The organism is Streptomyces sp. NPDC002776, assembly GCF_053592195.1.
Genome location: NZ_JBSFVG010000007.1, coordinates 1 through 24,819, shown reverse-complemented (window position 1 = coordinate 24,819; position 24,819 = coordinate 1). Strand labels below are relative to the sequence as shown.

20 protein-coding genes and 1 pseudogene are annotated in these 24,819 nt (G+C 73.5%); 9 read left to right on the top strand and 12 right to left on the bottom strand.

The genetic code is table 11. From position 1 onward, the window contains the following. The first annotated feature begins 10 nt into the window (after window positions 1-10). Complete coding sequence (locus ACWD11_RS16150) at window positions 11-943, top strand: MoxR family ATPase (RefSeq protein WP_451283561.1); 933 nt, start codon at window positions 11-13, stop codon at window positions 941-943. Further along, entirely contained in the window at window positions 940-4,737 is a 3,798-nt protein-coding gene (fxsT, locus tag ACWD11_RS16145) for an FxSxx-COOH system tetratricopeptide repeat protein (RefSeq protein WP_451283560.1), read from the top strand. The genes ACWD11_RS16150 and fxsT overlap by 4 nt, the downstream gene beginning before the upstream one ends. On the opposite strand, the gene ACWD11_RS16140 is transcribed toward fxsT, so the two are convergent. The 4 genes from ACWD11_RS16140 to ACWD11_RS16125 are packed head-to-tail and all read right to left on the bottom strand — an operon-like array spanning window position 4,680 to window position 10,249. Continuing rightward, window positions 4,680-6,596, bottom strand: coding sequence for an HEXXH motif domain-containing protein (locus ACWD11_RS16140; protein ID WP_451283558.1), 1,917 nt, complete (start codon window positions 6,594-6,596; stop codon window positions 4,680-4,682). The two genes, fxsT and ACWD11_RS16140, sit on opposite strands and share 58 nt — an antisense overlap. A gap of 31 nt (window positions 6,597-6,627) precedes the next feature. Continuing rightward, on the bottom strand, window positions 6,628-6,810 hold the full coding sequence (locus ACWD11_RS16135; RefSeq protein ID WP_389417095.1) for a hypothetical protein: 183 nt from the start codon (window positions 6,808-6,810) through the stop codon (window positions 6,628-6,630). Window positions 6,811-6,840: 30 nt separating this feature from the next. Further along, window positions 6,841-7,974: an effector-associated domain 2-containing protein gene (locus ACWD11_RS16130; RefSeq protein WP_389417094.1), complete on the bottom strand. Its 1,134-nt coding sequence runs from the start codon at window positions 7,972-7,974 to the stop codon at window positions 6,841-6,843. A gap of 34 nt (window positions 7,975-8,008) precedes the next feature. After that, window positions 8,009-10,249: a glycoside hydrolase family 9 protein gene (locus ACWD11_RS16125; RefSeq protein WP_451283556.1), complete on the bottom strand. Its 2,241-nt coding sequence runs from the start codon at window positions 10,247-10,249 to the stop codon at window positions 8,009-8,011. Window positions 10,250-10,528: 279 nt separating this feature from the next. Here ACWD11_RS16125 and ACWD11_RS16120 point away from each other — a divergent pair, with 279 nt between their 5' ends. Beyond that, window positions 10,529-12,910 carry a SpoIIE family protein phosphatase gene (locus ACWD11_RS16120; RefSeq protein WP_389417092.1) on the top strand — a complete coding sequence of 794 codons (2,382 nt, stop codon included), beginning with the start codon at window positions 10,529-10,531 and terminating at the stop codon, window positions 12,908-12,910. 378 nt (window positions 12,911-13,288) lie between these two features. Further along, window positions 13,289-13,437 (top strand): annotated as a pseudogene (locus tag ACWD11_RS16115) (DUF4232 domain-containing protein); the annotation flags it as partial. A gap of 153 nt (window positions 13,438-13,590) precedes the next feature. On the opposite strand, the gene ACWD11_RS16110 reads toward ACWD11_RS16115, so the two are convergent. Next, the gene (locus ACWD11_RS16110; protein ID WP_451283553.1) at window positions 13,591-15,423 is read right to left on the bottom strand and encodes a ricin-type beta-trefoil lectin domain protein; all 1,833 of its coding nucleotides are present in this window, start codon (window positions 15,421-15,423) and stop codon (window positions 13,591-13,593) included. Between the two features lie 224 nt (window positions 15,424-15,647). Next, window positions 15,648-16,616 (bottom strand): aldo/keto reductase, encoded by a 969-nt coding sequence (locus ACWD11_RS16105; protein ID WP_389417089.1) that lies wholly within the window; start codon window positions 16,614-16,616, stop codon window positions 15,648-15,650. 178 nt (window positions 16,617-16,794) lie between these two features. Between ACWD11_RS16105 and ACWD11_RS16100 the strand changes: the two genes are divergently transcribed. Further along, window positions 16,795-17,649, top strand: a complete 855-nt coding sequence (locus ACWD11_RS16100; RefSeq protein ID WP_451283551.1) for a hypothetical protein — start codon at window positions 16,795-16,797, stop codon at window positions 17,647-17,649. A gap of 10 nt (window positions 17,650-17,659) precedes the next feature. Here ACWD11_RS16100 and ACWD11_RS16095 read toward each other — a convergent pair whose 3' ends face one another. The 3 genes from ACWD11_RS16095 to ACWD11_RS16085 all read right to left on the bottom strand — a co-directional run bounded on the left by ACWD11_RS16095 (window position 17,660) and on the right by ACWD11_RS16085 (window position 19,667). After that, window positions 17,660-18,577: an adenosine kinase gene (locus ACWD11_RS16095; RefSeq protein ID WP_451283549.1), complete on the bottom strand. Its 918-nt coding sequence runs from the start codon at window positions 18,575-18,577 to the stop codon at window positions 17,660-17,662. 100 nt (window positions 18,578-18,677) lie between these two features. Then, a complete protein-coding gene (locus ACWD11_RS16090; RefSeq protein ID WP_389417086.1) occupies window positions 18,678-19,211 on the bottom strand; it encodes a flavoprotein in 534 nt (177 codons plus the stop codon). A 9-nt stretch (window positions 19,212-19,220) separates the two neighbouring features. Continuing rightward, the gene (locus ACWD11_RS16085) at window positions 19,221-19,667 is read right to left on the bottom strand and encodes a nuclear transport factor 2 family protein (RefSeq protein ID WP_451283547.1); all 447 of its coding nucleotides are present in this window, start codon (window positions 19,665-19,667) and stop codon (window positions 19,221-19,223) included. A 105-nt stretch (window positions 19,668-19,772) separates the two neighbouring features. Between ACWD11_RS16085 and ACWD11_RS16080 the strand changes: the two genes are divergently transcribed. Continuing rightward, window positions 19,773-20,324, top strand: coding sequence for a TetR/AcrR family transcriptional regulator (locus ACWD11_RS16080; protein ID WP_389417084.1), 552 nt, complete (start codon window positions 19,773-19,775; stop codon window positions 20,322-20,324). A gap of 2 nt (window positions 20,325-20,326) precedes the next feature. Here the strand turns inward: ACWD11_RS16080 and ACWD11_RS16075 are convergent, their stop codons facing one another. After that, a complete protein-coding gene (locus ACWD11_RS16075) occupies window positions 20,327-21,004 on the bottom strand; it encodes an FMN-dependent NADH-azoreductase (protein ID WP_451283545.1) in 678 nt (225 codons plus the stop codon). 66 nt (window positions 21,005-21,070) lie between these two features. Between ACWD11_RS16075 and ACWD11_RS16070 the strand changes: the two genes are divergently transcribed. Then, window positions 21,071-21,967: a sigma-70 family RNA polymerase sigma factor gene (locus tag ACWD11_RS16070; protein ID WP_451283543.1), complete on the top strand. Its 897-nt coding sequence runs from the start codon at window positions 21,071-21,073 to the stop codon at window positions 21,965-21,967. On the opposite strand, the gene ACWD11_RS16065 is transcribed toward ACWD11_RS16070, so the two are convergent. Further along, a complete protein-coding gene (locus tag ACWD11_RS16065) occupies window positions 21,951-22,157 on the bottom strand; it encodes a ferredoxin (protein WP_389417081.1) in 207 nt (68 codons plus the stop codon). The two genes, ACWD11_RS16070 and ACWD11_RS16065, sit on opposite strands and share 17 nt — an antisense overlap. Before the next feature lie 136 nt (window positions 22,158-22,293). Continuing rightward, window positions 22,294-23,214 (bottom strand): cation diffusion facilitator family transporter, encoded by a 921-nt coding sequence (locus ACWD11_RS16060; protein WP_451283541.1) that lies wholly within the window; start codon window positions 23,212-23,214, stop codon window positions 22,294-22,296. Window positions 23,215-23,386: 172 nt separating this feature from the next. Between ACWD11_RS16060 and ACWD11_RS16055 the strand changes: the two genes are divergently transcribed. Further along, window positions 23,387-24,397 (top strand): glutathione S-transferase family protein, encoded by a 1,011-nt coding sequence (locus ACWD11_RS16055; protein ID WP_389417079.1) that lies wholly within the window; start codon window positions 23,387-23,389, stop codon window positions 24,395-24,397. Between the two features lie 9 nt (window positions 24,398-24,406). Continuing rightward, window positions 24,407-24,721 carry a DUF4235 domain-containing protein gene (locus ACWD11_RS16050; protein ID WP_389417078.1) on the top strand — a complete coding sequence of 105 codons (315 nt, stop codon included), beginning with the start codon at window positions 24,407-24,409 and terminating at the stop codon, window positions 24,719-24,721. Window positions 24,722-24,819 lie beyond the last annotated feature (98 nt).

Here is a 24,819-nt window from a genome sequence, read left to right as displayed (position 1 = left end):
GGAAACGCCCATGGACTCCTGGTGGCTCTACCGGGGCACCGGCATCCCGCTCGATCCGGGCGACCGGGACCGCCGATGGCCCGCCCCGCCGCCCTGGCGCACCTACCCCGGCGGCCCGGACGAGCCACCGGCGCCCCCGGACGAGGCCGCCACCCGGATCCTCGGAGCCACCGGTACCGCCCGGACGCCGGACCCCGACGAGGTGGCGGCGGTCAACACCGCGCTGTACCTGCGCCGTCCGCTGCTGGTCGGCGGCGCACCGGGCACCGGCAAGTCGGCGATCGCCCATCGGATCGCCCGGGAACTCGGCCTGGGCGCGGTCCTGCGCTGGCGCATCACCGGCGCCACCTCCCTCGCCGAGGCCTTGTACGATCCGGCCGGGCCCGGCCCGGTCCGCCTGGGGCCGCTGGGCACCGCTCTGCTCCCGCGCCGATTACCGCGTGTCGTCCTCGTCGACGACCTCGACCGGGGCGGCTTCGACCTCCCCGACGAGCTGCTGGCGGTCCTGTATGACGGGGAGTTCACGATCCCGGGACTCGCCGGCCAGGACAACGCCCTCGTCCACACCTGCGAGCCGGGCGGTACCGCAACGGTCCGCGACGGATTCGTCCGGTGCCACGAGCCGCCCCTGGTCGTCGTCACGACCGGCGGCGAGCGCGACCTGTCACCCGCCTTCGGGCGCCACTGCGTCCGGCTCGAACTGCCCCCGATGACACGGCAGCGGCTGGCCGAACTCGCCCGCACCCGATTCCCCGACATCCCGGCCGGATGGCTCGACGCCCTCCTGGACCGCGCCGAGCGGGAACCCTCCGGGGCCGGCCGGTTCCTCGACGTCCTGCACCTCGTGCGGACGAGTGCCCTCGGCGGAAGCCGGGAAGGTGACGAGGAAGGGAGCGCGGCCCTCGACACCCTGTGGCGGCGGGTCGCCATGGAGGGGCCATGACGACGTCCGAAGACCGCCGGGACGCCCCGTCCGCGCGCTGGACGGACATCACCGACCCGCAGGGCGTCCTGCGCGCGCTGCGCGGACTGCGCGGGCACCGCTCCTGGGACGTGGTCGTGGCGGTCGACCCCGACCCCGGCATGGCGGTCTGGCGGGACACCGTCCGGGAGTTCACCGAACTGCTGCGCCGCTCACGCGCCTTCGGCCGGGTGGACCGGTGCGCCCTGCGCGCCCTGCCACCCGGTCACCCCTCCCCCGGGCGCCTGACGCTGGCGGTCACCGACGGCAACGCGCCCGGCTGGCGCACCGGCGCCCTCGGCCAGACCCTGCACCGCTGGGCGGCCTCCGGCACCCTGGCCCTCGTCCATCTGCTGCCCCATCCGGCCTGGCCCGAGTCCGGTGTCCCGACCTGGCCGCTGTCGCTGCGCTCGGCGGGACCCGGCGTGCCGAACCGCCGGCACGGCACCCGGCCACGGCAGCTCGGCCTCGGCGCACCCGAGGAGGGCGGCCCCTACCTGCCCGTTCCCGTACTGGAGTTGACCCCCCGCGGCCTGGAGTCCTGGGTCCGGCTGGTCACCGCCGCTCGGGGCACCTGGACCCGGCTCCCGCTCACCTTCGCCGCCCCGCGCCCGGAGGGCACCCGTCCCGCACCCACCGACCCCGGGCCCGGACCCGCCGAGCGCGTCGCGTCCTTCCGCCGCTCGGTGTCGCCCCGGGTGTCGGGCCTCGCCACCCTGCTCGCCGCCGCCCCGCTGACGGTCCCCGTGATCCAGCGGGTGCTGACCCGGCTGTGCCCCGAGGCGCGGATCTCCGACTTCACCCACCTGCTCACCCACGGGCTGATCCACCCGGTCACCGGACCCGGCATCGCCTACGACTTCGCCCCCGACGTCCGCGGTGAGCTCCTGGCCGCCGGACGGACGCAGGAGCTGCGGCGGGTCGTCGGCCTGGTCGGCGAGGCCCTCGGCCCGTCCGCCCACCGGCTGTGGCAGGTCCCCGAACTACTGGCCGGGCGCAAGCTCCCCCGCCCGCTCGGCACCGACCCCGAGACCCGCGCCTGGGCCGCGCCGCAGATCGCCGTACTGCACGCCCTGTCGGGCCCGCACGCCGCCCAGGCGCGGGCCCTGGAGCGCATGACCGCCGTATCCCGCCCGCATGCCGCCATCCGGCAGGACTCCGTCCGAGCCCCTTCACACCTGCGGAAGCAGGAGGACCTGGTGAACCAGCCGAGCACACCGCCGCAGCCGCGCACCGACATCCCGCCGGGCACACCCCCGGATCCGGCCGACCGCCGCACCGGCCGCGGCACCCCGGCCGTGTGGGGCAACGTGCCACCGCGCAATCCCAACTTCACCGGCCGCACAGAGCTGCTGGACGCTCTGCACCGCAGGCTCCGCAAGGAGCAGGCGACGGCCGTGCTGCCCAACGCGCTGCACGGCATGGGCGGGGTCGGCAAGACACTGCTCGCCGTGGAGTACCTCTACCGCCACCTCGGGGACTACGACCTCGTGTGGTGGATCTCCGCCGAACGCACGGCCCAGATCGCGCTGTCCCTGGTCGAGCTGGCGCCACGGCTCGGCCTGGAGGCGGGCAGCGACGCGACCTGGTCGGTGACGGCGGTCCTGGAGGCGCTGCGCCGCGGTGAGCCGTACGACAACTGGCTGCTGGTCTTCGACAACGCCGACAGCCCGGAGGCGGTGCGCCCCTACTTCCCGTCCGGCGGGCCCGGCAACATCCTCGTCACCTCACGCAATCCGCAGTGGGCGAGCGTGGCCAAGCCGCTGGAGGTGGACGTCTTCCGGCGTGAGGAGAGCATGGAGCTGCTGCGCCGGCGCGGTCCGGTCATCACCGACGACGAGGCGGACCGGCTGGCGGAGGCCCTCGGCGATCTGCCGCTGGCCGTCGAACAGGCCGCTGCCTGGCGGGCCGAGACCGGAATGCCCACGGACGAGTACCTGCGGCTGCTGGACGAGAAGCAGGTCGATCTGCTGAGCCTCGCGGCGCCCGTCGACTACCAGCTGCCGGTCATCGCGGCCTGGAACGTCTCACTGGACCAGCTGGAGACGAAGAACCCCGCGGCCATGCAGCTGTTGCAGCTGTGCGCCTTCTGCGCGCCCGAGTCGATCCCCCGCAATCTGTTCGCAGGCCGCCGGGGCGCCGCCATCACTCCTGAACTCGACACCGTGCTGCGCGATCCGATTCGCCTCGCACAGGCCATCCGGGAGATCGGCCGGTTCTCGTTGGCCCGATTCGACCTGCGCACCAACTGCCTCCAGATGCACCGACTCGTCCAGGCGGCACTGGTCTCCCGGATGACGGAGGCCGAAAGGCAGCGCATGCGGCACGGCACGCACTTGCTGCTGGCGGCCAACGATCCCGTCGACCCGCACAATGCGAGTCATTGGCCGCGCTACGGAGAGCTGTACCCGCACCTGATCGTCTCCGACGCGGTCAACTCCACCGACTCATGGGTGCGCGGCCTGATCGTCAACGAGGTGAGGTACCTGACGCGTTGGGGGAACTTCGAGGCGGCTCTGCAACTGGCCGAGTCCGCCTACACCACGTGGGCGAGGGACACCGGGGAGGCTGATCCCCAGACCTTGGCGGCGGGCCGGTGGCTCGGGGTGGTGCTGTTCAGAATGGGCCGGTACAGCCAAGCGTCGACAGTCAACGACCAGGTGCTGAACGCCTGCCGGAGCGCGGTCGGCGAGGACCACGAGGACACGCTTGACGCGCTCGGAAACGTGGCCGTCGACCAGCGGATCAAGGGTGATTTCGCGGCTGCCCTGGAGTTGTCGGAGTCGGTGCATCAGCGTTATGTGCGACTGCTCGGCGCCGAGGATCCCGAGACCCTGCGCGCGGCCCACAACCTGGGTGTCAGTCTCAGGCTCGTGGGGGACTTCGCCCGGGCCCGGGAGCTGGACGAGCACACCCTGCACTCCAAGCAGCAGCAATACGGCCAGGACCACGTGGTGTCCCTGGTGACGTGGGTCAGCCTCATCCTCGACATGCGCGAGCTGGGCGACTACCACACCGCCCTCTCCTACCAATGTGAAGTGACCGAAAGGGTCCTGAGACTGCTCGGCCCGGACAAGCCGTTCACCCTGGCCAACCACCGTCACCTGGCCGTGGCGCTGCGCAAGGCGGGCCACCACGCGGAAGCCCGCGCCACGGCCGAGCGCGTTCAGGCCGATCTGGTCAACCGGTACGGGGAGAACAACCCGGAGACCATGGCGGCGACGCTGGAGCTGACGATCGACCTCCGGCACGCGGGCGAGCTCATCACCGCCCGGAACCTCGGCACACGCATCCACCGGCAGTACGCCGACCTGTACGGGCCCGCGCATCCGCACACCCTGTCGGCGGAGATCGATCTCGCTGTCACGCACCGGCTCCTGGGCGACGAGGAGGCCTCACGAACCATCGATGAGCGGGTGCTCGGGGTCCTAGGCCGCGACCTCGGGGAGCGCCACCCCTCGGCCTTGGTCTGCGCGACGAACCTGGCCAGCGATCTCTACGCGCTCGGCGACTACGAAGCCGCCCGCGAACTGGACGAACAGACCCTGGCGCTCTCCACTGACGTGCTCGGCGCGGACCACCCCTCCACCCTGGCCTGCGCCGCCAACCTGCCGATGGACCTGAGCGCGCTGGGAAGGCACGAGGAGGCCGAGCGTCTGCACAGCGCCACCGCCGAGCGGCTCAACCGCGCGCTCGGGGCGGACCATCCCGCCGTGCGTCAGGCCGTGGACTGGGACCATCGCGCGGACTGCGACATCGACCCGCTGCCGCTGTGACCGCCGTCGTCGTCCCAGGCGGCGGCCAGCCAGTCGGCGAGCTCGGCCGGTGGCGGGATCCGCCCCGAACCGCGGGCGATCGCCGCGGAGACGGCGCGCAGCAGTTCGGGTCGCTCGGCCACCCCGCGCCGGCCGTGGAGCAGCCCGAGCCCGCCCCAGGCGGCGGGCCGTGCGGTCTCCTCGGCGTACAGCGCGGCGGCCTCGGTCCGCTCGCCCGCCACCCAGGCCAGGTCCGCCGGGGTGACGTCCTTCGGCCGGGGGCCGCCGGTTCGTGCCCCGGCGAAGGCCTGCGGGTCGGTGATCCGCAGGCGGACAAGGTGCGCGAACGCGTCCAGACGACAGCCCGCGGAGTCGGTGACGACGTCCCCGCCGGTCTCGTCGGTCACCGCGAGCGGCGGTCGCGTGCCGCGCAGCCAGGCGTCCGCCGCGGCCCGCACCGTCGGCTCCGCGGGCACGACATGGTGGGCGCGCCAGGCGGCACGCTGGTGGGCGGCGGCCCGCTCGGCGAGCCGCAGCGTCGTCTCGGGCACCGGATCGGCGTCCCAGGAGCGGATGTCCGCGAGGAGGGCGCGGACCAGGCGGCGGCCGGTCGCGGTCAGGGCGGGGTGGGGGTGCAGGATCTCCAGCGTGGCGCGCGCCTCCCGCCGCCACAGGGCGAACTCGAAGTGGGCGCGTTCGCGGGTGCTGCCGCTGTCGCGGGCGCAGCGCTCGCGCCAGAAGCGGGCGACGCCGGAGAACGCGAAGGCCCCGTGCAGCACCCCGCTGAGCGGTCGGGGGTCGTCCCGCCAGGGAGCGTGGAAGAGGTCGGGGCAGTCCTCGGCCAGCGGGGTGAGGTGCATGAGGCCGTTGAGCAGGGTGTGGCGGAACTCGTGGACCAGGGTGACCGCCAGCTCCACCGCGGCCTCGGCGTCCGGCACGTGAGCTTCGGGCGCGGAGAGCATCACGCAGCCGAACGCCTCGGATGCGGAAGCGCTGCGCGGCCGGAAGCGCTCGGCGGGCGGCAGCGGGACGAGCGAGAACAGTCCCGCGGCGAGGGCCTCGGCGCTGTCCCGGTGGTCCTCGACCAGCAGCCGCCACGCCCGGTCGAGGCCGCGCCGCCAGCGCCGTAGCGCCGTCTCGTCCAGCCGGCCGGGACCGGCGGTACCGGCGATGACGGGGTAGCGGGCCAGGTCGTCGACGGTGAGGGTGAGCGTCAGTCCTCGGTGGCTCAGGGACAGCCGGCGCAGGCCGGTCCAGCCGGGCCCGTCCTGGGCGGCGTCCGTCGGCACCTGGACGACGGGTCCCTCGCCCTGCGTGCGCACGCGCGCCGTCCCGTCGTGCGCGCCGACCTCGGCCACGCCCCACGGCTCGCGGGCGTCCCACTGCGCCTGGCCCAGGCACGGCAGGAGTACGGCGCCCTCGCGGGCCGGGACCCGAATCCGGAAGTCTAGGCCGGCGAGGACGGCACCGGCGGCCGCCAAAGCGTGCAGCCCGCCAACGTCCGACCAGAGCGGGGCCTCCTCGTCCTGCGCGCCGCGCAGCCGACGCAGCGCATGGGCGGCCCACAGCCCGGTCTGCGGGTCCATCAGCAGCCGGTGCACCGCCTCCGGGCGCTGCCGCTGGGCCCGCGCGAGCAGGTCCCACGCCTCGCGCGCCGGATCTAGGTCCCCGACGGACGCCGGGTGCGCGCAGACCTCGTCGACCAGGACACGCAGCAGCAGAAGGCGCCGGCTGTACTCGGCGTCCAGCAGGGTCCGGGTGGCTGGGCGCGCTTCCCCGGCCGAGCAGAGCATGCCGAACGAGACGTCGTCCAGACGGTGAGGCCGCAAGGGATGCGCGGAGTTCTCGGGTTCCTCGGCGGCTTCACATGACGTGCCCACGAACGCTTCCTCACGGTGAGTCGGATCTCGGTCAACTGGGCTCGCTGCCGCCCCTGGTGCTGAACGGCCGGTCGACGCCGGCCAGGAGCATGTCCACCGCGGGCCGCAGCGCGGCATGGCCGACGCGAGGGAGTTCGTCCAGCGACAGGTGGGACAGGCGGGGCAGCCAGGACTCGACGCTCGCGGACTCCGCCGCAGCACAGGACTCGTACATGAGGCCCGATCGTAAGGGAAGCGGGACGGCTCACGCAGACGCCTGGACGATCAGCTCGTGTGCCGTCTCCGCCTGCGGACTCCCCCCCGCGCACAACAGCACCGCCTCCGCCAACTCCCGGAGGGCGCCGGGGCGGCGGGCGCAGGTGCGCAGGATGCTGATGGTGTCCATGCGGGGGCGGCTGTGCCGGGGGATCGCGGCGCGGACGCCGATTCTGAGCAGGCCGAGGATCTCCTCGCGGCCCTGCGGCTCCACGAACTCCTCCACCGCCAGGAGCGCGTCGGTCAGGGCACGGAGCCGTTCGGGGGGCAGGTCGGGGTGGAAGGGGCTCGTGGGGTCGGGGCCGCCGCGGGACAGCAGCTGGCCCTCGTCGCCGTCCCAGGTGCGGGACCACAGGTAGGTCGGGGTCTGGGAGGCGCGGCCCTCGGCGCGAAGATGGGTGAACCGTTCCCGCAGGCGGTCCATGACCGCGCCGGGGTCCGGTGGCCAGCCCGTGCCGAGCGTCGTGTCACCGGTGAGCACGGCCAGCGTCTCCCGGCTGAACAGGCCGGTCCCGGTACCGCTCAGATTGGTCGCGGCCTCTCCCGGGCGGGCCGCGAAGAGCACCGCCTGGTCGCGGGCGGTGCGCGGCATCGGGGTGCCGTAGTCCTCGCGCGGCAGATGGCGCCGGCCGCGCCAGGGGTTGTGCAGGAGCTGGCAGGCGTCGACCAGCCAGATCTGGCGCGGGTGGCGGGGCACGGCGCGGTAGTACGTCAGGAGCGCGTCGAAGTCCAGGTTGAGCGGGTCCTCCGCGGTGGCGTCCGCGTAGAAGAGCCGCCGTCTGCCCTCCGCGTCCACCACGCCGTGCCCGCCCCACACCACCCACAGCAGCTCGCTCTGCCCGGCGGCGACGGTCCGCAGGAGGGTCTGGTGCACGGTGGCCCGGTCCGCGCGGAGGACGCTGTACGGCACCTCGCGCGCGGCGCCGGTCCGCTCGGGCGGCGCGGACAGCAGCGCGGTGATCCGCTCGGGCGGCACACCCCGGGCGAGGAACCAGTCCGCGAACCGCAGCGCGTCGGACACGGGTCCGTCGAGTGCCCAGCGCGCCCCCGCCTCGTAGGCGTCGACGCCCACCACGACGACGGTCGTGCGACGGGGATCGGCTTGCGGTGCGGGCGGGTTCATGCGCCCAGTGTGCCGCCCGAGCGGCCTCAGCGGGTCATCCTTGGTCCGCCACGAAGGAGGCCATCCGGGTCAGCGCCGAGTTCCAGTTGATGGTGTGCTCGTTGGTCGACCAGGACTGGATGTCGTCGATGTAGCAGAACTGGCCGACGCAGCCCTGGAGTTTGCTCTGAGCGAAGGGGTCCTGGATGCTCGAGTTGGGCCCTCCGGCGAGCGTACCGGCCGGCGGGTTCGGCTGGCTCGGGTCGAGTTGGTTGGCGTACCAACGGGCGTGCTGGTTCTTGGCGTTGACCTCGCCGTAGCCGGTCACGTACGAGATGTTCAGCGCGTTGCGGCCGAACACGTAGTCCATGCTCTGCAGCGCGCCGTCCCGGTACTTCGAGGCGCCCGATATGTCGTACGCGGTCGCGATGACCACCGCGTTGTGCAGGAGCTGGTGGTTGGAGCCCCAGTCGTAGCGGTTGTCCTCGGGGGCGTACGGCATGCCGTAGGGGTGTGCCCGCAGCGTGGCCAGGTAGGCGTCCGCGCCCTTGAGGACGGACTGGCGCACCTTGTCCCGGCCGGGCAGTGCGCTCGGCACGGTCGCCAGGTCGAGCCGGGCCGCTGCCGCCGTCCGGGCCCAGTCGTAGCCGAGGGGGCCGAAGATGTCGGCGGTGTGGACCGGGGAGTTGAGGACGCGGTCCCGGAACTTCGCCTCGCCGGTGCTGAGGTACAGCTCGGCGGCGGCCCAGTAGAACTCGTCGGTGACGTTGTTGTCGGCATAGGCGCCGCCGCCGATGCCGTCACTCTCCGAGGCGTACCGGTCGGGGTGCTCGAGCGCGGCCGCCCATGCCTTGCGCGCGGCGGCCAGCGCCTCGGCGGCGAACTCCCGGTCGTAGGGCTTGTACAGGCGGGCGGCCTGCGCGGCCGTCGCCGCGAGGTTCAAGGTCGCCGCGGTCGACGGCGGGTGCAGTTCGCGCTTTTGCGGATCGTCGCTCGGCAGCAGCGGCAGGCCCGTCCACTTCTCGTCGTGGATCTTGTGGTGGGCCATGCCGGCCAGCGGCTGCCCCTCCGGCACCTGCATCTTCAGCAGGAACTCCAGCTCCCAGCGGACCTCGTCGAGGAGGTCGGGCACCCTGTTGCCGCTCTCGGGGATGGCGAGGGTGCGGTCGCCCAGCTTCGCCGGGTCCCCGGTGCGGGCGTGCAGCGCGCGCTCGTAGGTGCTGAGCAGCTCCCAGACCGAGATGCCGCCGTTGACCACGTACTTGCCGTGGTCGCCGGCGTCGTACCAGCCGCCGGTGACGTCGAGGGTGTAGTCGCACACGCCGGGCTGGCAGGGCACGTCCCCGTCGCCCTGGTTCGGCGCGACGTCCACATGGCCCGCGGGGCGGCCGTAACCGGGCCGCAGGTCGTCGCGTATCGCGATGCCGCTGCGCTGGGTGTAGTAGTACTTCGCCGCGTCCAGGCGCAGCCGCTCGTAGGCGCTCGCGTCGATGTCGAAGGGGCGGCTGGTCTCGCCGTCGGCGACCAGGGTGAGGCCGGTGCCGCGGGTGCGGTAGGAGCCGAAGTCCAGGGAGTGGACGTTCTGCCCGGAGGAGGCGTCGGTGCCGCGCGGCACGGTCCAGCCGCGGGCGGCCACGGTGCCGTCGGCCCGGCGGAGCTGCCACGGCAGCCGCTCGGTCGCGTCGGTGACGAGGGTGGCGTTCTTGGGCCCCGCGGGCAGATAGGCGACCTGGTTCACCCGCATCCGGGGCCCGGTGTCGGGCTCGTACGGCTCCGGCTGCACCCCGCCCAGCAGCGAGACGTCGTCCAGGCAGAACCGCCACGGGTCGTCGCTGCCGCCGACCTGGAGGCCGACCTGACCCTGAGCGGTGTCGGCGGGTGCGGTGAAGGTGTACGAGTAACGGTTCCCGGAGACGCTGAGCTGCGGTGACACCTCGAAGTAGGTGTCGTACGGGGCCACTTGGAGGCCGACGATGGCGCGCACCACATGCGCGTCGGGCAGCCCGGAGGCGGTGAAGGAGAAGCGGTACGACTCCCCCTTGACCAGGGTGATGTCGTTCTGGCCGATGGCCGCGTCCCAGCGGTTGGTGGTGCCGCCGGGCACGTCCGCGCAGAGCTGTCCGTCGGACAGGCCCGCGGTGACATTGCTCGTCCACCACGGTTCCGCGGTGGTGTCGAAGGTGCCGTTCTTGACCTGCTCGATCTCCTCGGCGCCGGCCACGGGGGCGGGCAGCGCGACCAGGGCCGCTCCAAGCAGGGTCGTCAGGGACAACACGGCGGTTCTGCTTCGTTTCACGTCTGCGCTCCTCGGCGGAGGTGCGGGAGCGCTCCCATGGGAGCGCTCCCAAAACGGTCGGGGGACAGCTTGTGGCAGCCGTGAGATCCCGTCAACGGTCCGGACAGAGCTCGTGCAACTGACCTGGCGCGCGGGGCTGTCCGGACAAGGGCCGGAATGCGGCCTTGACGGTTCCGGCCGCCCGCACCGGGGTTCCTGGTTCGTCCCGGGCGCGGACGCACTACGCTGGAACGCATGTGACCACCGGTCACTGTGAGTGTCCGCGTTGGAGTGGCGACGATGACCCCGCACGACCCGATCGACGACGCCGCGACGGCTCGGGCCGTCATCGACGAGCACGGCACCCTGGTGGAGTGGAACGCCGGTGCCCGGCGGCTGCTGGGCTGGTCCGCAGCCGACGTCGTGGGCCGCCCGGCCGCCGAGCTGCTGGCCGACGGCTCGGTGCCCGTCCCGGCGGGCCCGCGCTGGGACGGCACGCTTGCCTTGCGTCACCAGGACGGCCACCGGGTCCGGGTATGGCTGCTGGCCCACCACCGGCCGCCGGGCGAGGACCGCGCGGCGCACTGGCTGGTGGTCACCCCGCTGGAGGCGGAAGGTCCCCGCTCCCCCGACGACCCGCTGGCCACGGCCGCGCTCACCCAGTCGCCGTGCGCCGTCGCCGTCTACGACGAGCGGCTGCGGCTGAGCCGGATCAACGACGCCATGGCCGAGGTGCTCGGCCTGCCCGAGGAACGCATCCAGGGGCTCAGGATCTCCGAGATCGGCGGCCGGGCGCAGAGCGAGGAGCTGGAGGAGCACATGGCCGGCGTGCTGGCCACCGGCCGGCCCCGGGACGTGCAGACGTACATGCGCACCGGCGGCGAGAGCCGCGCGCACGCCTGGCTGGCCCGGATGGCGCCCGTCACCGACGCCGAGGGCCGGGTGCGGGGAGTGTGCCTGGCCGCCCACGACTTCACCGAGAACTACCTCTCCCGGGAACGGCTCCAGCTGGTCAACGAGGCCAGCGTGCGCATCGGCACCACCCTCGACGTCACCCGCACCGCACAGGAACTCGCCGATGTGTGCGTGCCCGCGCTCGGCGACTTCGTCAGCGTCGACCTGCTCGACCCCGACGACGAGGGCACGACCGCGCCCGCGCCGATCGCCGCGCCGGTAGGGCTGCGCCGCGCCGCGCACCGGTCGATCAGCCCCGGCAACCCGGAGGCCGTGGTCGAGCCGGGCCGTCTGGAGCTGTACCCGGCCGAGTCCCCGCAGGCCGCCTCCCTCACCGCGGGCCGCACCGTCGTCGCCTCGGTGCCCTCCGGCGATCTCGACGCGTGGCTGAGCTGGGACCGCAAGCGCAGCGACCGGGTCAGGGAGCACGGCATCCACTCCACGATGTCCGTGCCGATCCAGGCCCGCGGGGTGACCCTCGGCGTCGCGGTGCTCACCCGGTTCCGGCGCCCCGACCCCTTCACCCCCGACGATGTGCTGCTCGCCGAGGAGATCACGGCCCGCGCGGCCGTATGCGTGGACAACGCCCGCCGCTACTCCCGCGAACGCGAGACCGCCCTCGCCCTCCAGCGCAGCCTGCTCCCCCAGGGGCTCCCGCGCACCCCCGCGGTGGACGCGGCCTCCCGCTACCTCCCGGCCGCCCGCTCCGGTGTGGGCGGCGACTGGTTCGACGTGATCCCGCTGTCCGGGATGCGGGTCGCCCTGTGCGTGGGGGACGTGGTCGGCCACGGCGTCCAGGCGTCGGCGACCATGGGCCGGCTGCGCACCGCCGTCCGCACCCTCGCCGACATCGACCTGGCCCCGGACGAACTCCTCACCCACCTCGACGACCTGGTCGTACGGCTCTCCGAGGAGGCCGGCGGCGAGGGCAGCCCCGGTGAGGTCGGCGCCACCTGCCTGTACGCCGTTTACGACCCGGTGTCGCGGCGCTGCACCCTGGCCCGGGCCGGCCATCCCCCGCCCGTGCTGGTCCCGCCGACCGGTGCGCCCCGGTCGGTCGACCTGCCCGCCGGGCCACCGCTGGGCCTGGGCGGACTGCCCTTCGAACCGGCCGAGCTGGATCTTCCCGAGGGCAGTGTGCTGGGGTTCTTCACCGACGGTCTGCTGGAGCACCGCGGACGCGACGTCGACGCCGGTCACGCCCTGCTGCTCGACGCGCTCACGACCGCCGACGACTCGCTGGACGACATCTGCGACCGGGTCCTGCGCACGCTGCTCCCGCCCGGCGGGGCCTCCGACGACGTGGCCCTGCTGCTGGCCCGCACCCGGGGCCTGCCCGCCTCCCAGGTCGCCACCTGGGACATCCCGGCCGATCCGGCACTGGTGGCGCCGATCCGCAAGCAGGTCGTCGACCAGCTCGGCTCCTGGCAGCTGAGCGAGGCGTCGTTCACGGCCGAACTGGTGGTGAGCGAACTCGTCACCAACGCCATCCGGTACGGCTCGAAGCCGATCCGGCTGCGGCTCATCCATGACGCGGCCACGCTGATCTGCGAGGTGTCCGACTCCAGTCACACGGCCCCGCATCTGCGCCGGGCCAAGACCTGGGACGAGGGCGGCCGGGGGCTGCTGCTGGTCGCCCAGCTCACCCAGCGCTGGGGCAGCCGGCACACCGCGCAGGGCAAGACGATCTGGGCGGACATCGCCCTGCTCGACGAGGGCGAGGGCTGAGCGGCCGCGGGCTCCCCGCTTTTCCCCTACGCACGGCGGGCACCCGGGTAGATGACGAGCCCTCAGGAGCGTGCAGGCCATGGCGAACACCTCCTCCTCCGCCGGTGCGGTCGTGACGCTCGGCGCACCGACCGCCTGCGCCAACACGGACGGCGCGGCGACCGCGCCCCGGCAGCCGCCCGACCGGAGCGACCGAACCGCTCCCGGCGAACAAACCGCCACCACGACTGAACCGGCGCCCTCCACGGCCGCAGACGCGCGGCGGTCGGGCCGCTGCCGCACCGGCGAACTGCGCGCGAGGTCGGCCGCATGGACCCCTGAGCCGGCCAGCGGAACTTCCCGGTCGTCCTGACCAACACCTCCGCGCGCACCTGCACCGTGTACGGCCATCCGGGCGCCGCCTTCGTCGACGCGTCCGGTGAGCAGCTCGGCCTGACCCCGAGCGCGCTCCCGGTTCACCGGCGCGGGTGACGATGGCGCCCGGGGAGAGTGCCTGGGCGGGTCTGTCGTACTCCAGTCCGGAGGTCAGCGGGGCGCGCACCGCTCGTCCGGCGGCACTGCTGGTGCCCCCGCCGGACGCTCGGGGCCGATCGAGGTGCCGTGGCCGGGAACGCGTCGTCGGTGTCTTTGACGGTGCTCGCGCCGGGCTCGGGGCCCTGACGGCCCGGCCGTCCCGAGGGTCAGCGGCGTCCGCCGCCGTAACCGTGACCGCCCCGGCCGTCGTGGTCGTCGTCGCCCCGGCAGGCGTACGGGTCCGCGGTGCAGTCGTCCGTGGCGGAGGGCGTCGGGGTGGGCGAGGGAGCCGGGGATGCGGTTGCCTTCGGGGGCTTCGACGGGGTGGGGGACGGCTTCGGCGTGGGCGCCGCCGGGGTGGTGGGTTCGGCCCAGTTGACGGCCTTCAGCTGCAGCTCGGGCGTGGAGGTGTCGATCACCCAGCGCTGGGCCGGGTCGTCCGTGCGGGTCTTGAGGACCAGTGCGCCGGAGCCGTCGGTCGCGGCGGGTGTCAGCGCCAGCTCCTGGTCCCGGCGCGGGACGAGGGTGCCCTGGAGGTTGAAGTCGTAGCGGACCTCTTCGGTGTGCGTGCAGGGCGCGAGCCGTACCGAGTAGCCGAGGCGGGAGTCCAGGCACAGATCGGGCTCGGCGGCGCTGCGCAGCCGGCCGTCGGTCTCGTACACCCACTGCTGGCCGGCCTGCGCGGAGCACTCCGCGAGCCCGGTCTCGGCGCCCTTGAGGGCCGTGCCGCCGACGATGCCGACACAGAGCCCGGAGGCGAGGTTGCGCAGCCGCCCGGTCAGCGTGCCCTGCGCGGCCTCCTCGGCCCCGGCCCACGAGGGCCCGGTCGTCGGGGTCGGGCCCTTGGAGCCGGCGGGCTCGGAGCCGCGGCCGGTGGAGCCGGTGCCGTCCTTGGGGCCCAGGGCGGACCACAGCACCACGGGGACCACGACCAGCGCGCCCACGGCCGCCCCGGCGACGGTGAGATGGCGTCGGCGCACGGCACGGCGGGCGGCCTTGCGGGCCCGACGGCTGCACCCGGGCCGCGAGACCGCCGGGGAGGAATCGGGTGCGGACCCGGCGGGCGCCTCGGGTGCGGGTCCGGCAGGTGCCTCGGGTGCCGGTCCGGCGCCGAAGTCCTCGCCGAGGACGGTCGCCGCCTGAGCCACCGGCGCGCTCTCGTCGTCCGCGCTGCGCGCCCGGGACTCGACGTACTCCCGTGCTCCCCATCCGAGGACCGCCTCCGCCAGCGCCGGGCCGAGTCCGTGGGGGAAGCAGGCCAGCTGGCCGGCGGTGTCCCGGCAGTGCCTGCACCCGTCCAGGTGGGCACGGAGATCGGGGTCGACGTCGACACCGCCGCGACGGTAGGTGACGTCGAGCAGCCGGAGGTAGCGGCGGCAGTCCTGGTCGGGGGCGAGTTCGCGGTGGAGCTGGAGGCACTCCTCGCGCAACCGCTCGCGGGCGCGGCCGAGTTCGACGCGGGCGCCTTCCACGTCCAGGCCCAGCAGCCCCGCGGGTGTCTCCAGGGGCTCGGCCTCGACCTCGGTGTGCCACAGCAGGCAACGGGCCGACTGGGGCAGCCGCTGGAAGGCGCCGGACAGCAGACGGCGGTGGGCCGGCGGCAGCAGCCGGGCGGCGACGCGCTCGCCGCCGGGGGCATCGGAGCGCAGCTCGGGGTGGAGCAGTTCGCGCCGCTGGTCGGTGTCCCACTCCCCCGCCACCTGACGCACGGTGACCAGGAGATGAGGGCGCCAGGCGGAGGTCGGACCGGTCTGCCGCAGGGTCTGTCCGAAGAGCCGGGTGAACGCCGCGGTGGTGAGCATGCCGGCGGCGCGGGCCGTACTCGTGCACAGCCGCGCGTAGGCGAAGCCCGCCGCCCAGTGCCGGTCGAGGAGTTCACCCACGGGCTGGAGCGCGGGTGACGCGCCCGTCCACTTCTTGAGTTCGGCGCTCAGTTGCGCGTCGGTCAATTCGAGGAGGCGGGCGTTTCCTGGGGAATTCGGCAAGCCTGCGTCGTGCACGCGGCATTCCTCCGGAGGGCATGCGGCATCATGCGAGGTGAGGGGGCGGGGTTCACCTTTGCACAGGTCAGCGACAGGGAACAAGAGTTCCCGCGGTTTTGTGCATTGCGCGCGCTCCGCGGCAATCGAATACGCGTCAATAAAGGCGTTGAACACTCTGTTGCAGTGAAAAAGGAACGGCCCGTGCGGAACCGGAACCGGCGTGCCGCACGGACCGCACGGTGTCAGTGACCGACGATGTCCCGGGCCGTGTACGGCTGTTCCAGTTCCTCGATCTCCTTGTCGCTCAGCCTGAGTTCGACCGCGGCGACCGCGTCCTCGATGTGCCCGGGCCTGGCCGCGCCGATGATCGGGGCCGCCACCGTCTCCCGGTGCAGGAGCCAGGCGAGGGCCACCTGGGCCCGGGGGACGCCCCGGTCGTTCGCCACCCGGGTGACCGCCTCGACGATCGTGCGGTCGCTCTCCCGGTACAGGCGGCCACCGAAGTCGTCGGCCGCGCTGCGGTCGGTGACGGTGCCCCAGTCGCGGGTGAGGCGGCCGCGGGCCAGCGGGCTCCAGGGCAGGACACCCACGCCCTGGTCCGCGCAGAGCGGCAGCATCTCGCGCTCCTCCTCGCGGTAGAGGAGGTTGTAGTGGTTCTGCATGGAGATGAACCTGGTCCAGCCGTTGAGCTGCGCCGTGTACTGCATCTTGGAGAACTGCCAGGCGTACATCGAACTCGCGCCGATGTAGCGGACCTTGCCGGCCTTCACCAGGTCGTGCAGCGCCTCCATGGTCTCCTCGACCGGGGTGTGCGGGTCGAAGCGGTGGATCTGGTACAGGTCGACGTAGTCGGTGCCCAGGCGGCTGAGGCTGTGGTCGATCTCCGTCATGATCACCTTGCGGGACAGGCCCGCGCCGTTGGCGCCGGGCCGCATCCGGCCGTTCACCTTGGTGGCCAGCACATACTCGTCGCGCCGGGCGAAGTCGGCGAGCGCCCGGCCCACGATCTCCTCGCTGGTGCCGTCGGAGTAGACGTTCGCGGTGTCGAAGAAGTTGATGCCCGCCTCGAGCGCCTGCCGGATCAGCGGGCGGGACGCCTCCTCGTCGAGTGTCCACTCGTGCACGCCTCGGTCGGGCAGCCCGTAGGTCATGCAGCCCAGACAGATCCGCGACACGTCCAGGCCCGTCGAACCGAGCTTCACGTACTGCATCGTTGCTGCTCCTGCTTTCGGGGTCGGTATCAGGGGGAGCGTACGACGCGGACGGGCCGCGCATTGCTGCCCGCAGGTGACCGTGCGGCGTGGGAGCGGCTCGCGGGCCGGATCGCTCCCGCATTCTCGGCGCAGAGGACCGGCCACCGGCCGGTCACGGCCCTGCGGGAGGAATGCGGTGCGTCTTGACAGGCTGAGGACTCTGCTCGGAGCGGCCCTGGTGCTGCCGCTGGGGCTCGTGGCACCCGCGTGGGGCCTGCCGGACCCGCCCCCGGCGCCGGCCGTCACGGGCCCGGCCACGCTGTGCGCGCCCGCCGGGATGCTGCACGGCCCGGAGGGGCAGCGGGCCTCGGTGTCCCTGTGCCTGGGCAGCGGTACGCCGATGATGGCGGTCTCGGCGCCCGCGACCTGCCGGCGGGCCGGTTCGTCCGCGCGGTCGGCCTGTCTCACCTCGGGCTCCTGGACCGCCCGGCGGAAGGGCGCGACCGTCGCCTCCGGGACGCTGCCCGGGTCGCGGGAGTACCCCGGTCCCGGCACCTACGACATGGAGGCCGAGGTCCGGGTCCGTTCCGATCCCGCCGGTGTGGATCTGACCGGCACGGTCCGGGCCACCCTCACGCTCAGCGCGCCCAAGGCGGCGCCCACGCACCGCGTCGAGGTGGACCGGTCGACGCTGCGGCGCGGTGCGGCGACGACGCTGACGTACACCGTGCACCGGGACAGTGAACGGGGCGACGGCAGCGCGCGGTTCGGGCTGATCGGTGAGGAGGCCTCGGGGGTGGTGCTCACCACGAACGACGCCCGCTGCGTCAACCCGCTGGTCGGCCGGCACCCCTCGACGAGCCGCAACCGGTACGCCCTCGACTGCGCGCTGACCGACCTGCAGCCGGGCCACCCGGCCACCGTGGTCGTCCGGGTCGCGCTGCGGGACACCTGCTCCACGGTCGTCTCCAAGCTCGGCTACTGGATGCCGCAGGGGCAGGCCCTCTACACCGGCGGCATGCTGGCGGGGCCGACGGTCGACTGCGTCTGACCGTCCGGCGTCATACCGGGTCCGCTGCCAACTCCTCGACGCGGGCGAGGAGTTCGGCGCGGCCGATGGCGTCGGCGCGGGTGGCGGGCACGGTGCAGGCGTACGCCCCGGCGACGGCTCCGTACCGGGCGCACCGGACGGGGTCCTCGCCGTTCAGCCAGCCGAGCAGGAAGCCGGCGGCGAAGGCGTCGCCCGCGCCGTTGGAGTCGACGACCGGGGCAGGCGGGGGCACGGCGGGGATGTGGGTGAGGGTGCCGGCGCTCAGCAGGTGGGCGCCGTCGGCTCCGGCGGTGGCGACGACGACCCTGGCCCGGCCGCGGGCGGCGATGTCCCGCATCGCGCGCTCATGGTCCGGCAGGGCGGTGGTCGACAGGAAGACGACGTCGGCGGCGAGGGCGAAGGGCTCGTGATAGGGGTTGGCGCCGTCCCAGTTGTGCAGGTCGGTGGAGAGGGTCAGGCCCGACTCCCGCAGCAGGGACAGGGCGTGGGCGCACGGGTGGGTGATGACGACGTGCGCGTGGCGGGCGGCGGCCGCCAAGGAGCGCACGGTCTCCGCCGGGAAGCGGTCGGCGTCCCGGGAGCGGGTGTCGTCGTACAGGGACAGCCGGCGGCCGTCGGGGTCGACCAGGTTGACCGCGCGCTTGGTGCCCGCGGGCTGCGGTACGGCGGTCAGCGGGATGCCGTGGTCGCGGTGGAAGGCGCGGACCAGGTCGCCCTCCGGGTCCTCGCCGAGCATGTCGAGGTGGTGGGTGCGCAGGCCCAGGGCGGTCAGGCCGAGCGCGACGAAGTCCCCGCTCTGTCCCGCGCGGCTGGTGATGCCGGGCCGGATCATGTAGCTGTCGGCGTAGGGCAGGGGCAGTTCGGGGACGTGGACGATCGTGTCCACGCCCGCGCCGCCCAGGACCAGGACGTCGGTCTCGGTGCTCATGGCGTTGCGTCGTTCCTCTCGGCTCGGAGAGGCGAGTCAAACAGCCCGGCACCCGGGACTGCAATAACTTGCTGCAAATTTCGGCAACTTGCTTGCCGTGCTACACCTGGTCCAGCAGGTCCAGGGCGCGCTCCCACCCGAACTCCGGCCGGCTGCCGTCCGGTCGGGGGTCGCCGGTGTACGGCTCGCCGAAGCGGACGCCCATCCCGCGCAGCCGGTCCAGGCTCTCCTGGTACGCGGGATGGGCGGCGAGCGCGTCGGCCACACAGGGCAGGGCGGCGACCGGGACGCCCAGGCCGGGGGCCTCGCACAGGGTGGCCACGGCGAGCGTGTCGGCCAGGCCCCGCGCCCACTTGTTGACGGTGTTGAAGGTGGCGGGCGCGACCACGATCGCGTCCGGTGGCGGGAAGGGGCGCGGATCGCCGGGAGTGCGCCAGGCGGAGCGGATCGGGCGGCCGGTGAGCGTCTCCACGGCGGCCGTGTCGAAGAAGCCGTTCATCGCCACGGGCGTCGCGATGACCCCGACCTCCCAGTCCCGCTGCCGTGCGGCGAGGACGAGTTCACCGACGCCGGCGGCGATTCCGGCGGCACAGACGACGACGTAGAGGAAGGGTGTCCCGGCCTGTTCGGTCATCCCGGAACCCTACTGAACGGGCAGCGGCTCCTCGCGGCGCGGGCCGGGGATCCGGCGCTCGTGCTCCTCGATGCGCAGGTCGTTGATGCTGGCCTCCCGCCGGGTCATCAGACCGTGCGCGTCGAACTCCCAGAGCTCGTTGCCGTACGACCGCCACCACTGGCCGTCGACGTCCTGGCACTCGTACTGGAAGCGGACCGCGATGCGGTTGCCGTCGAAGGCCCACAGGTCCTTGCGCAGGGCGTACGCGTGTTCCCGGGCCCACTTCGCGGTGAGGAACTCGACGATCTGCGCCCGGCCGGTGAGGAAGGTGTCGCGGTTGCGCCAGACGGAGTCCTCGGAGTAGGCGAGCGCCACCTGGTGCGGGTCGCGGGTGTTCCAGGCGTCCTCGGCGGCGCGCACCTTCCGCGCGGCGCTCTCGCGGGTGAACGGGGGCAGGGGCGGGCGGTCGGGCACGGGGCCTCCTGACTACGGGAGAACGAGCGTTCTCCGCTACGCTCGGCACGGTAGGAGAACGCACGTTCTCGCGTCAAGGAGCCGTCGGACGGGGAGTGGCCGGACATGGACAGCACGACCGCCCGGGAGCGGGCCCTGGACGCCGCGGAGGAGCTGTTCTACCGCCGGGGCATCCAGTCGGTCGGCATGGACGAGCTGCGCGGCGCCTCGGGCGTCTCCCTCAAGCGGCTCTACCAGCTCTTCCCCGCCAAGGAACAGCTGGTCGAGGCCTACCTGGAGCGCCGCGACGGACGCTGGCGCGGCCGTCTCGCCGCCTGGGTGGAACGCGAGCCGGACCCCGCCCGGCGGGTCCTCGCCGTCTTCGACTGGCTGGCACGGTGGTTCGCCGAGGACGGCTTCCGCGGCTGCGCCTGGATCAACGCCTACGGCGAACTCGGCGCCGGCTCGCACCGGGTGGCGGAGCAGGTCCGGGCGCACAAGCGGGCGTTCCGCGACTACCTGGGTGCCCTCGTGGCCGACGCGGGCCTGCCGGACGAGCTGACGGGGCCGCTGTTCCTGCTGGCCGAGGGCGCCATGGTGACGGCGGGCATCACGGGCGGCGCACAGCCCGCGGCCGAGGCCCGCGAGGCGGCGTGGCGGCTGCTGGAGTCCCGCTGAGGTCAGGCGGCGGCGAGCGCCGTCACCGCATCACGGGCCCGGGCCAGGGAGTCCTGCGCGAGGGGTGCGAACGGGGCCAGGTGCGGCAGCAGCCCGGCCAGGGTCAGCTCGGCGGCGACGAGGTGGAGGTTCTCCGGTCGTACGCCGAGATGGCCGAAGTAGGCCCGCAGGTACGGCGTCTGGAAGTCGTCGTGCTCGCGCGGGGTGCCCGGGCCGTAGCCCCCGCCGCGGGCCATGACCACCACCACCCGCAGCTCCCGCAGCAGGCTCTCGCCGGTGTCGGGCTCGGTGAAGGCGCCGGGGAAGGTGACGCGGTCGATCCACGCCTTCAGCGAGGCGGGCACCGAGAAGTTGTACGTCGGCACGCCGAGCAGCAGGGTGTCCGCGGCGCGCACCTCCTCGATCAGGGGGCGGGTCAGCGCCCACGCGTGTTCCTCGGCGGGGTTCTCGACGAGCGCGGGAACCTTCTCCGGCGCGACCAATCCCGCCAGTTCCACGCGTCGGCCGAGGGTGGCCTGGGCCGCGGTCAGCGGGGGCACCGGGTCGGCGCACAGGTCGCGGTGACGGTGGTGCCCGGTGCGGTGGGCAGTGCGCCAGGTCGTCGCGAACAGCGCGGTCAGCCGCCTGGTCACCGAGTCGTCGGCGGTGTCGGCACTGGAGTCGATGTGCAGCAGGTTCATGTCGGTCACCTCTGTGGGCCGGGATGCGTCACAGGGGTGACGGCACACGACGAGGAAAGGTGACCCATGGCCGGGGACGAGACGCTGGCGCGGCGCTTCGAGGCGGAGCGCGGGCGGCTGCGGGCCATCGCGCACCGGATGCTCGGCTCGCCCGACGAGGCGGACGACGCCGTGCAGGAGGCCTGGCTGCGGCTGTTCCGCACCGGCGGCGACGGCATCGACAATCTCCCGGCCTGGCTGACCACGGTCGTCTCCCGGATCTGCCTCGACATGCTGCGGGCGCCCTCGGCCCGGCGGGAGGAGCCGTACGGGCAGCAGCCGCCGGAGCGGAACCGCGCCGCGGACGGCCCCGAGGACACGGCGCTGCTCGGCGACTCGGTGGGGCTCGCCCTGCTGGTGGTCCTGGACCGGCTGGGCCCGGCCGAGCGGGTCGCCTTCGTGCTGCACGACCTCTTCGGCGTGCCCTTCGACCGGATCGCCCCCGTCGTCGGCCGGTCCAGACCCGCCGCGAAGAAGCTGGCCAGCCGGGCCCGGCACAAGGTGCGCGGCACACCGGCGGTGTCCGGCGCCGAACTCGACCGGCACCGACGGGTCGTCGAGGCGTTCCTGGCCGCCGCACGGGGCGGGGACATGGATGCGCTGCTCGATGTGCTGGCCCCCGACGTGGTGCGTCGCGCCGACCCCGCGGCCCTGCCGCCCGGGGCGGCACCCGAGCTGCGCGGCGCCCGGGCCGTGGCGGAGGGGACACTACTGCTGCGGGAGCGCTCCCGGTACGCGGCGGTGGCCCTCGTCGACGGGCGGGCCGGGATCGTCGTCGCCCCGCAGGGACGGCTGCTGCTGGCCCTGCGGGTCACCGTCGAGGGCGAGCGGATCGGCTCCTACGAGGTGATCGCCGGCCCGGACCGGCTCAGCCGGGTGGAGGTGGGTGTGCTCGGTCCGCCGCGGCTCAGCCGGACACGGTGATCGCGCCGACCGGGCAGGCGCGGGCCGCCTCGCGGAGCATCGGGTCGCGGAGCACCGGGTCGCCCGAGCCGGTCTCGTGGCCGGGGAGCAGGAGGCTGAAGCCGTCGTCGTCCTGGGTGAAGACGCCGGGCGCGGCCAGGGCGCACTGGCCGGCGCCGATGCAGACGTCCTTGTCGATGTCGATGTGCATGCCCGTCAGCCTTGTACAGGTCGGGGGTTCCGGCATCTCCAGGGCGGCTATCGGGCGGCTGACGGGTGGTTGACGGGCCTCGCGGGAGATTTTTCCTCCGGGGCGCATGAACCCCCGTCCGCCGGGCACTCGAGCGTCAGGCCCCGCCGCGCTCCCCCGTCGCGGCGGGGCTTTGCCGTGCCTCCTGGGCGGCCCGGTCGGTGATGTCCAGGAAGATCTGCTCCGCCTCCGGCACGCCCTCGCCGACGGCCCGCTTGATCCGTACGGCGACCTGTTCCACTTCTTCGCTGTCCAGGCCCGGCACCAGGTCGACCCGCGCGGCGACCAGCGCGCTCTCCAGACCCGTCTTCATGGTGAACAGCGCCTCCACGCTGTCGATCTCGGGCTGTTCGCACAGCAGCGCCCGGATCCGCTCGGCCGCCTCGGGGTCGGCCGCCTCGCCGATCAGCTGGTCGCGTGCCTCGCGGCCCAGCCGGTAGGCGACGTAGACCAGCAGGGCGCCGATGGCGAGGGAGGCGGCCGCCTCGTAGACGACCTGGCCGGTGACCATGTGCAGGGCCATGCCCGTCAGGGCGAGGGTCACGCCGAGCACCGCGGTGCCGTCCTCGGCGACGACCGTGCGCAGCGCCGGGTCGCGCAGCCCGCCGTCGAGGCCGCCCTGCCGGTGCGCCTGGTACAGCGCCCGGGCCAGCGAGGCACCCTCGGCGAGCAGGGCGAGGGCCAGCACGATCAGGCCGGCCACATAGCCCTCCAGCTTCTCCTCGGTGCCGCTCCGGAGGGCCTCGACGCCCTGGTAGAAGGAGAAGCAGCCGCCCATGACGAAGATCCCGACGGCGGCGAGCAGCGACCAGAAGAAGCGTTCCTTGCCGTAGCCGAAGGGGTGCCGGCGGTCCGCGGGACGGCGGCTGCGGCGCAGCGCGGCCAGGAGGAAGACCTCGTTCACGCTGTCGGCCACCGAGTGCGCCGCCTCCGACAGCAGCGCCGGTGACTGCGCGGCCAGGCCGCCCAGCGCCTTGGCCACCGCGATGACGAGATTGGCCGCGAGCGCCACCAGCACCGTGACCCGCGTCCTGTGGTCCGCATCCGTAGTCCTGCGGTCCGCTTCTGTAGTCGTGCCACTCATGCTTCGGCGGATGCCCGGGACCGGGCCGGTCACACGGTGCCGTCCGGTGAAATCGGGGGACCCGGTGGAGGACTTGGTGGAGGTCCGACAGGAGAGGAGGGGCGCGATGCCCGACGACGGCAACGCCGCCTACGGCCACAAGTCGTTCACCCGGTCCGCGAGCCATTTCGCCGACCGGGTCACCGCCGACGGCCGGGACGGCTGGCCGGTGGAGGCGGGCCGCTACCGACTGGTCGTCAGCCGTGCCTGCCCGTGGGCTGGCCGGGCGGTGATCTCCCGGCGCCTGCTGGGCCTGGAGGACGTCCTGTCGATGGCCGTCACCGACCCGATCCAGGACGACCGCAGCTGGCGCTTCACCCTCGACCCGGACGACCGCGATCCCGTCCTCGGCATCCGCTTCCTCGCGGAGGCCTACGACGCGCGCGAGAAGGACGCTCCCGGCGGGGTGAGCGTGCCCGCGCTCGTGGACGTGCCGAGCGGGCAGCTGGTCACCAACGACTACCAGCGCATCACCCTGGACCTCGCCACCGAGTGGACGGCCCTGCACCGGGACGGGGCGCCGGACCTGTACCCGCGCGAGGCGCGGGACGAGATCGACACGGTCATGGCGGAGATCTACCGGGACGTCAACAACGGCGTGTACGCGGCCGGGTTCGCCACGGACCAGAAGGAGTACGAGGCGGCCTGCGCGGGGGTGTTCCGGCGGCTGGAGCTGTTGTCCCGGCGGCTGGAGGGGCAACGGTACCTGGTCGGCGACACGATCACCGAGGCGGACATCCGGCTGTTCACCACGCTGGTGCGTTTCGACGCGGTCTATCACGGTCACTTCAAGTGCAACCTGTGGAAGCTGGCGGAGAACCCGGTGCTGTGGGCGTACGCCCGCGATCTCTACCAGACGCCTGGGTTCGGTGACACCGTCGACTTCGATCACATCAAACGGCACTACCACCAGGTGCACACCGGCATCAATCCGACCGGCATCGTGCCGCTCGGCCCGGACCTGTCCGGCTGGCACGCCCCGCACGGCCGGGAGAGGCTGGGCGGCCGGCCCTTCGGCACCGGCACCCCGCCCGGGCCGGTGCCCGCGGCCGAGCAGGTTCCGGACCTGACCCTTTAGGAGACACACGTGGCCAAGAAGAAGGCACAGAAGCTGAATCTTCCGCTCGCCTACAAGCCCTTCGGATTCGCGATCGGCTGGGCGGGCGGCGCGCTCGCGGGCCTCGCCTTCCAGAAGACGTGGAAGGCGATCCGGGACGAGGACGACGCCCCCGACGCCCTGGACCGGGAGCGCGGCTGGGGCGAGATCCTGCTCGCCTCCGCGCTTCAGGGCGCCATCTTCGCGGTGGTGCGCAGCGCCCTGAACCGCACGGGCGCCAAGGCCGTCGAACGGACCACTGGAGTGTGGCCGTCCGACGTCAACAAGGACGGCAACAACCCCTAGCCCCAATGCCGTTGTTTTAGTCTGCGGGCGTACGCTGCTGCGTAGTGCTTCCCGGGGGTGGTGCGGGTGTCTGCGGATGTCGGCGAGTTATCGGGGCT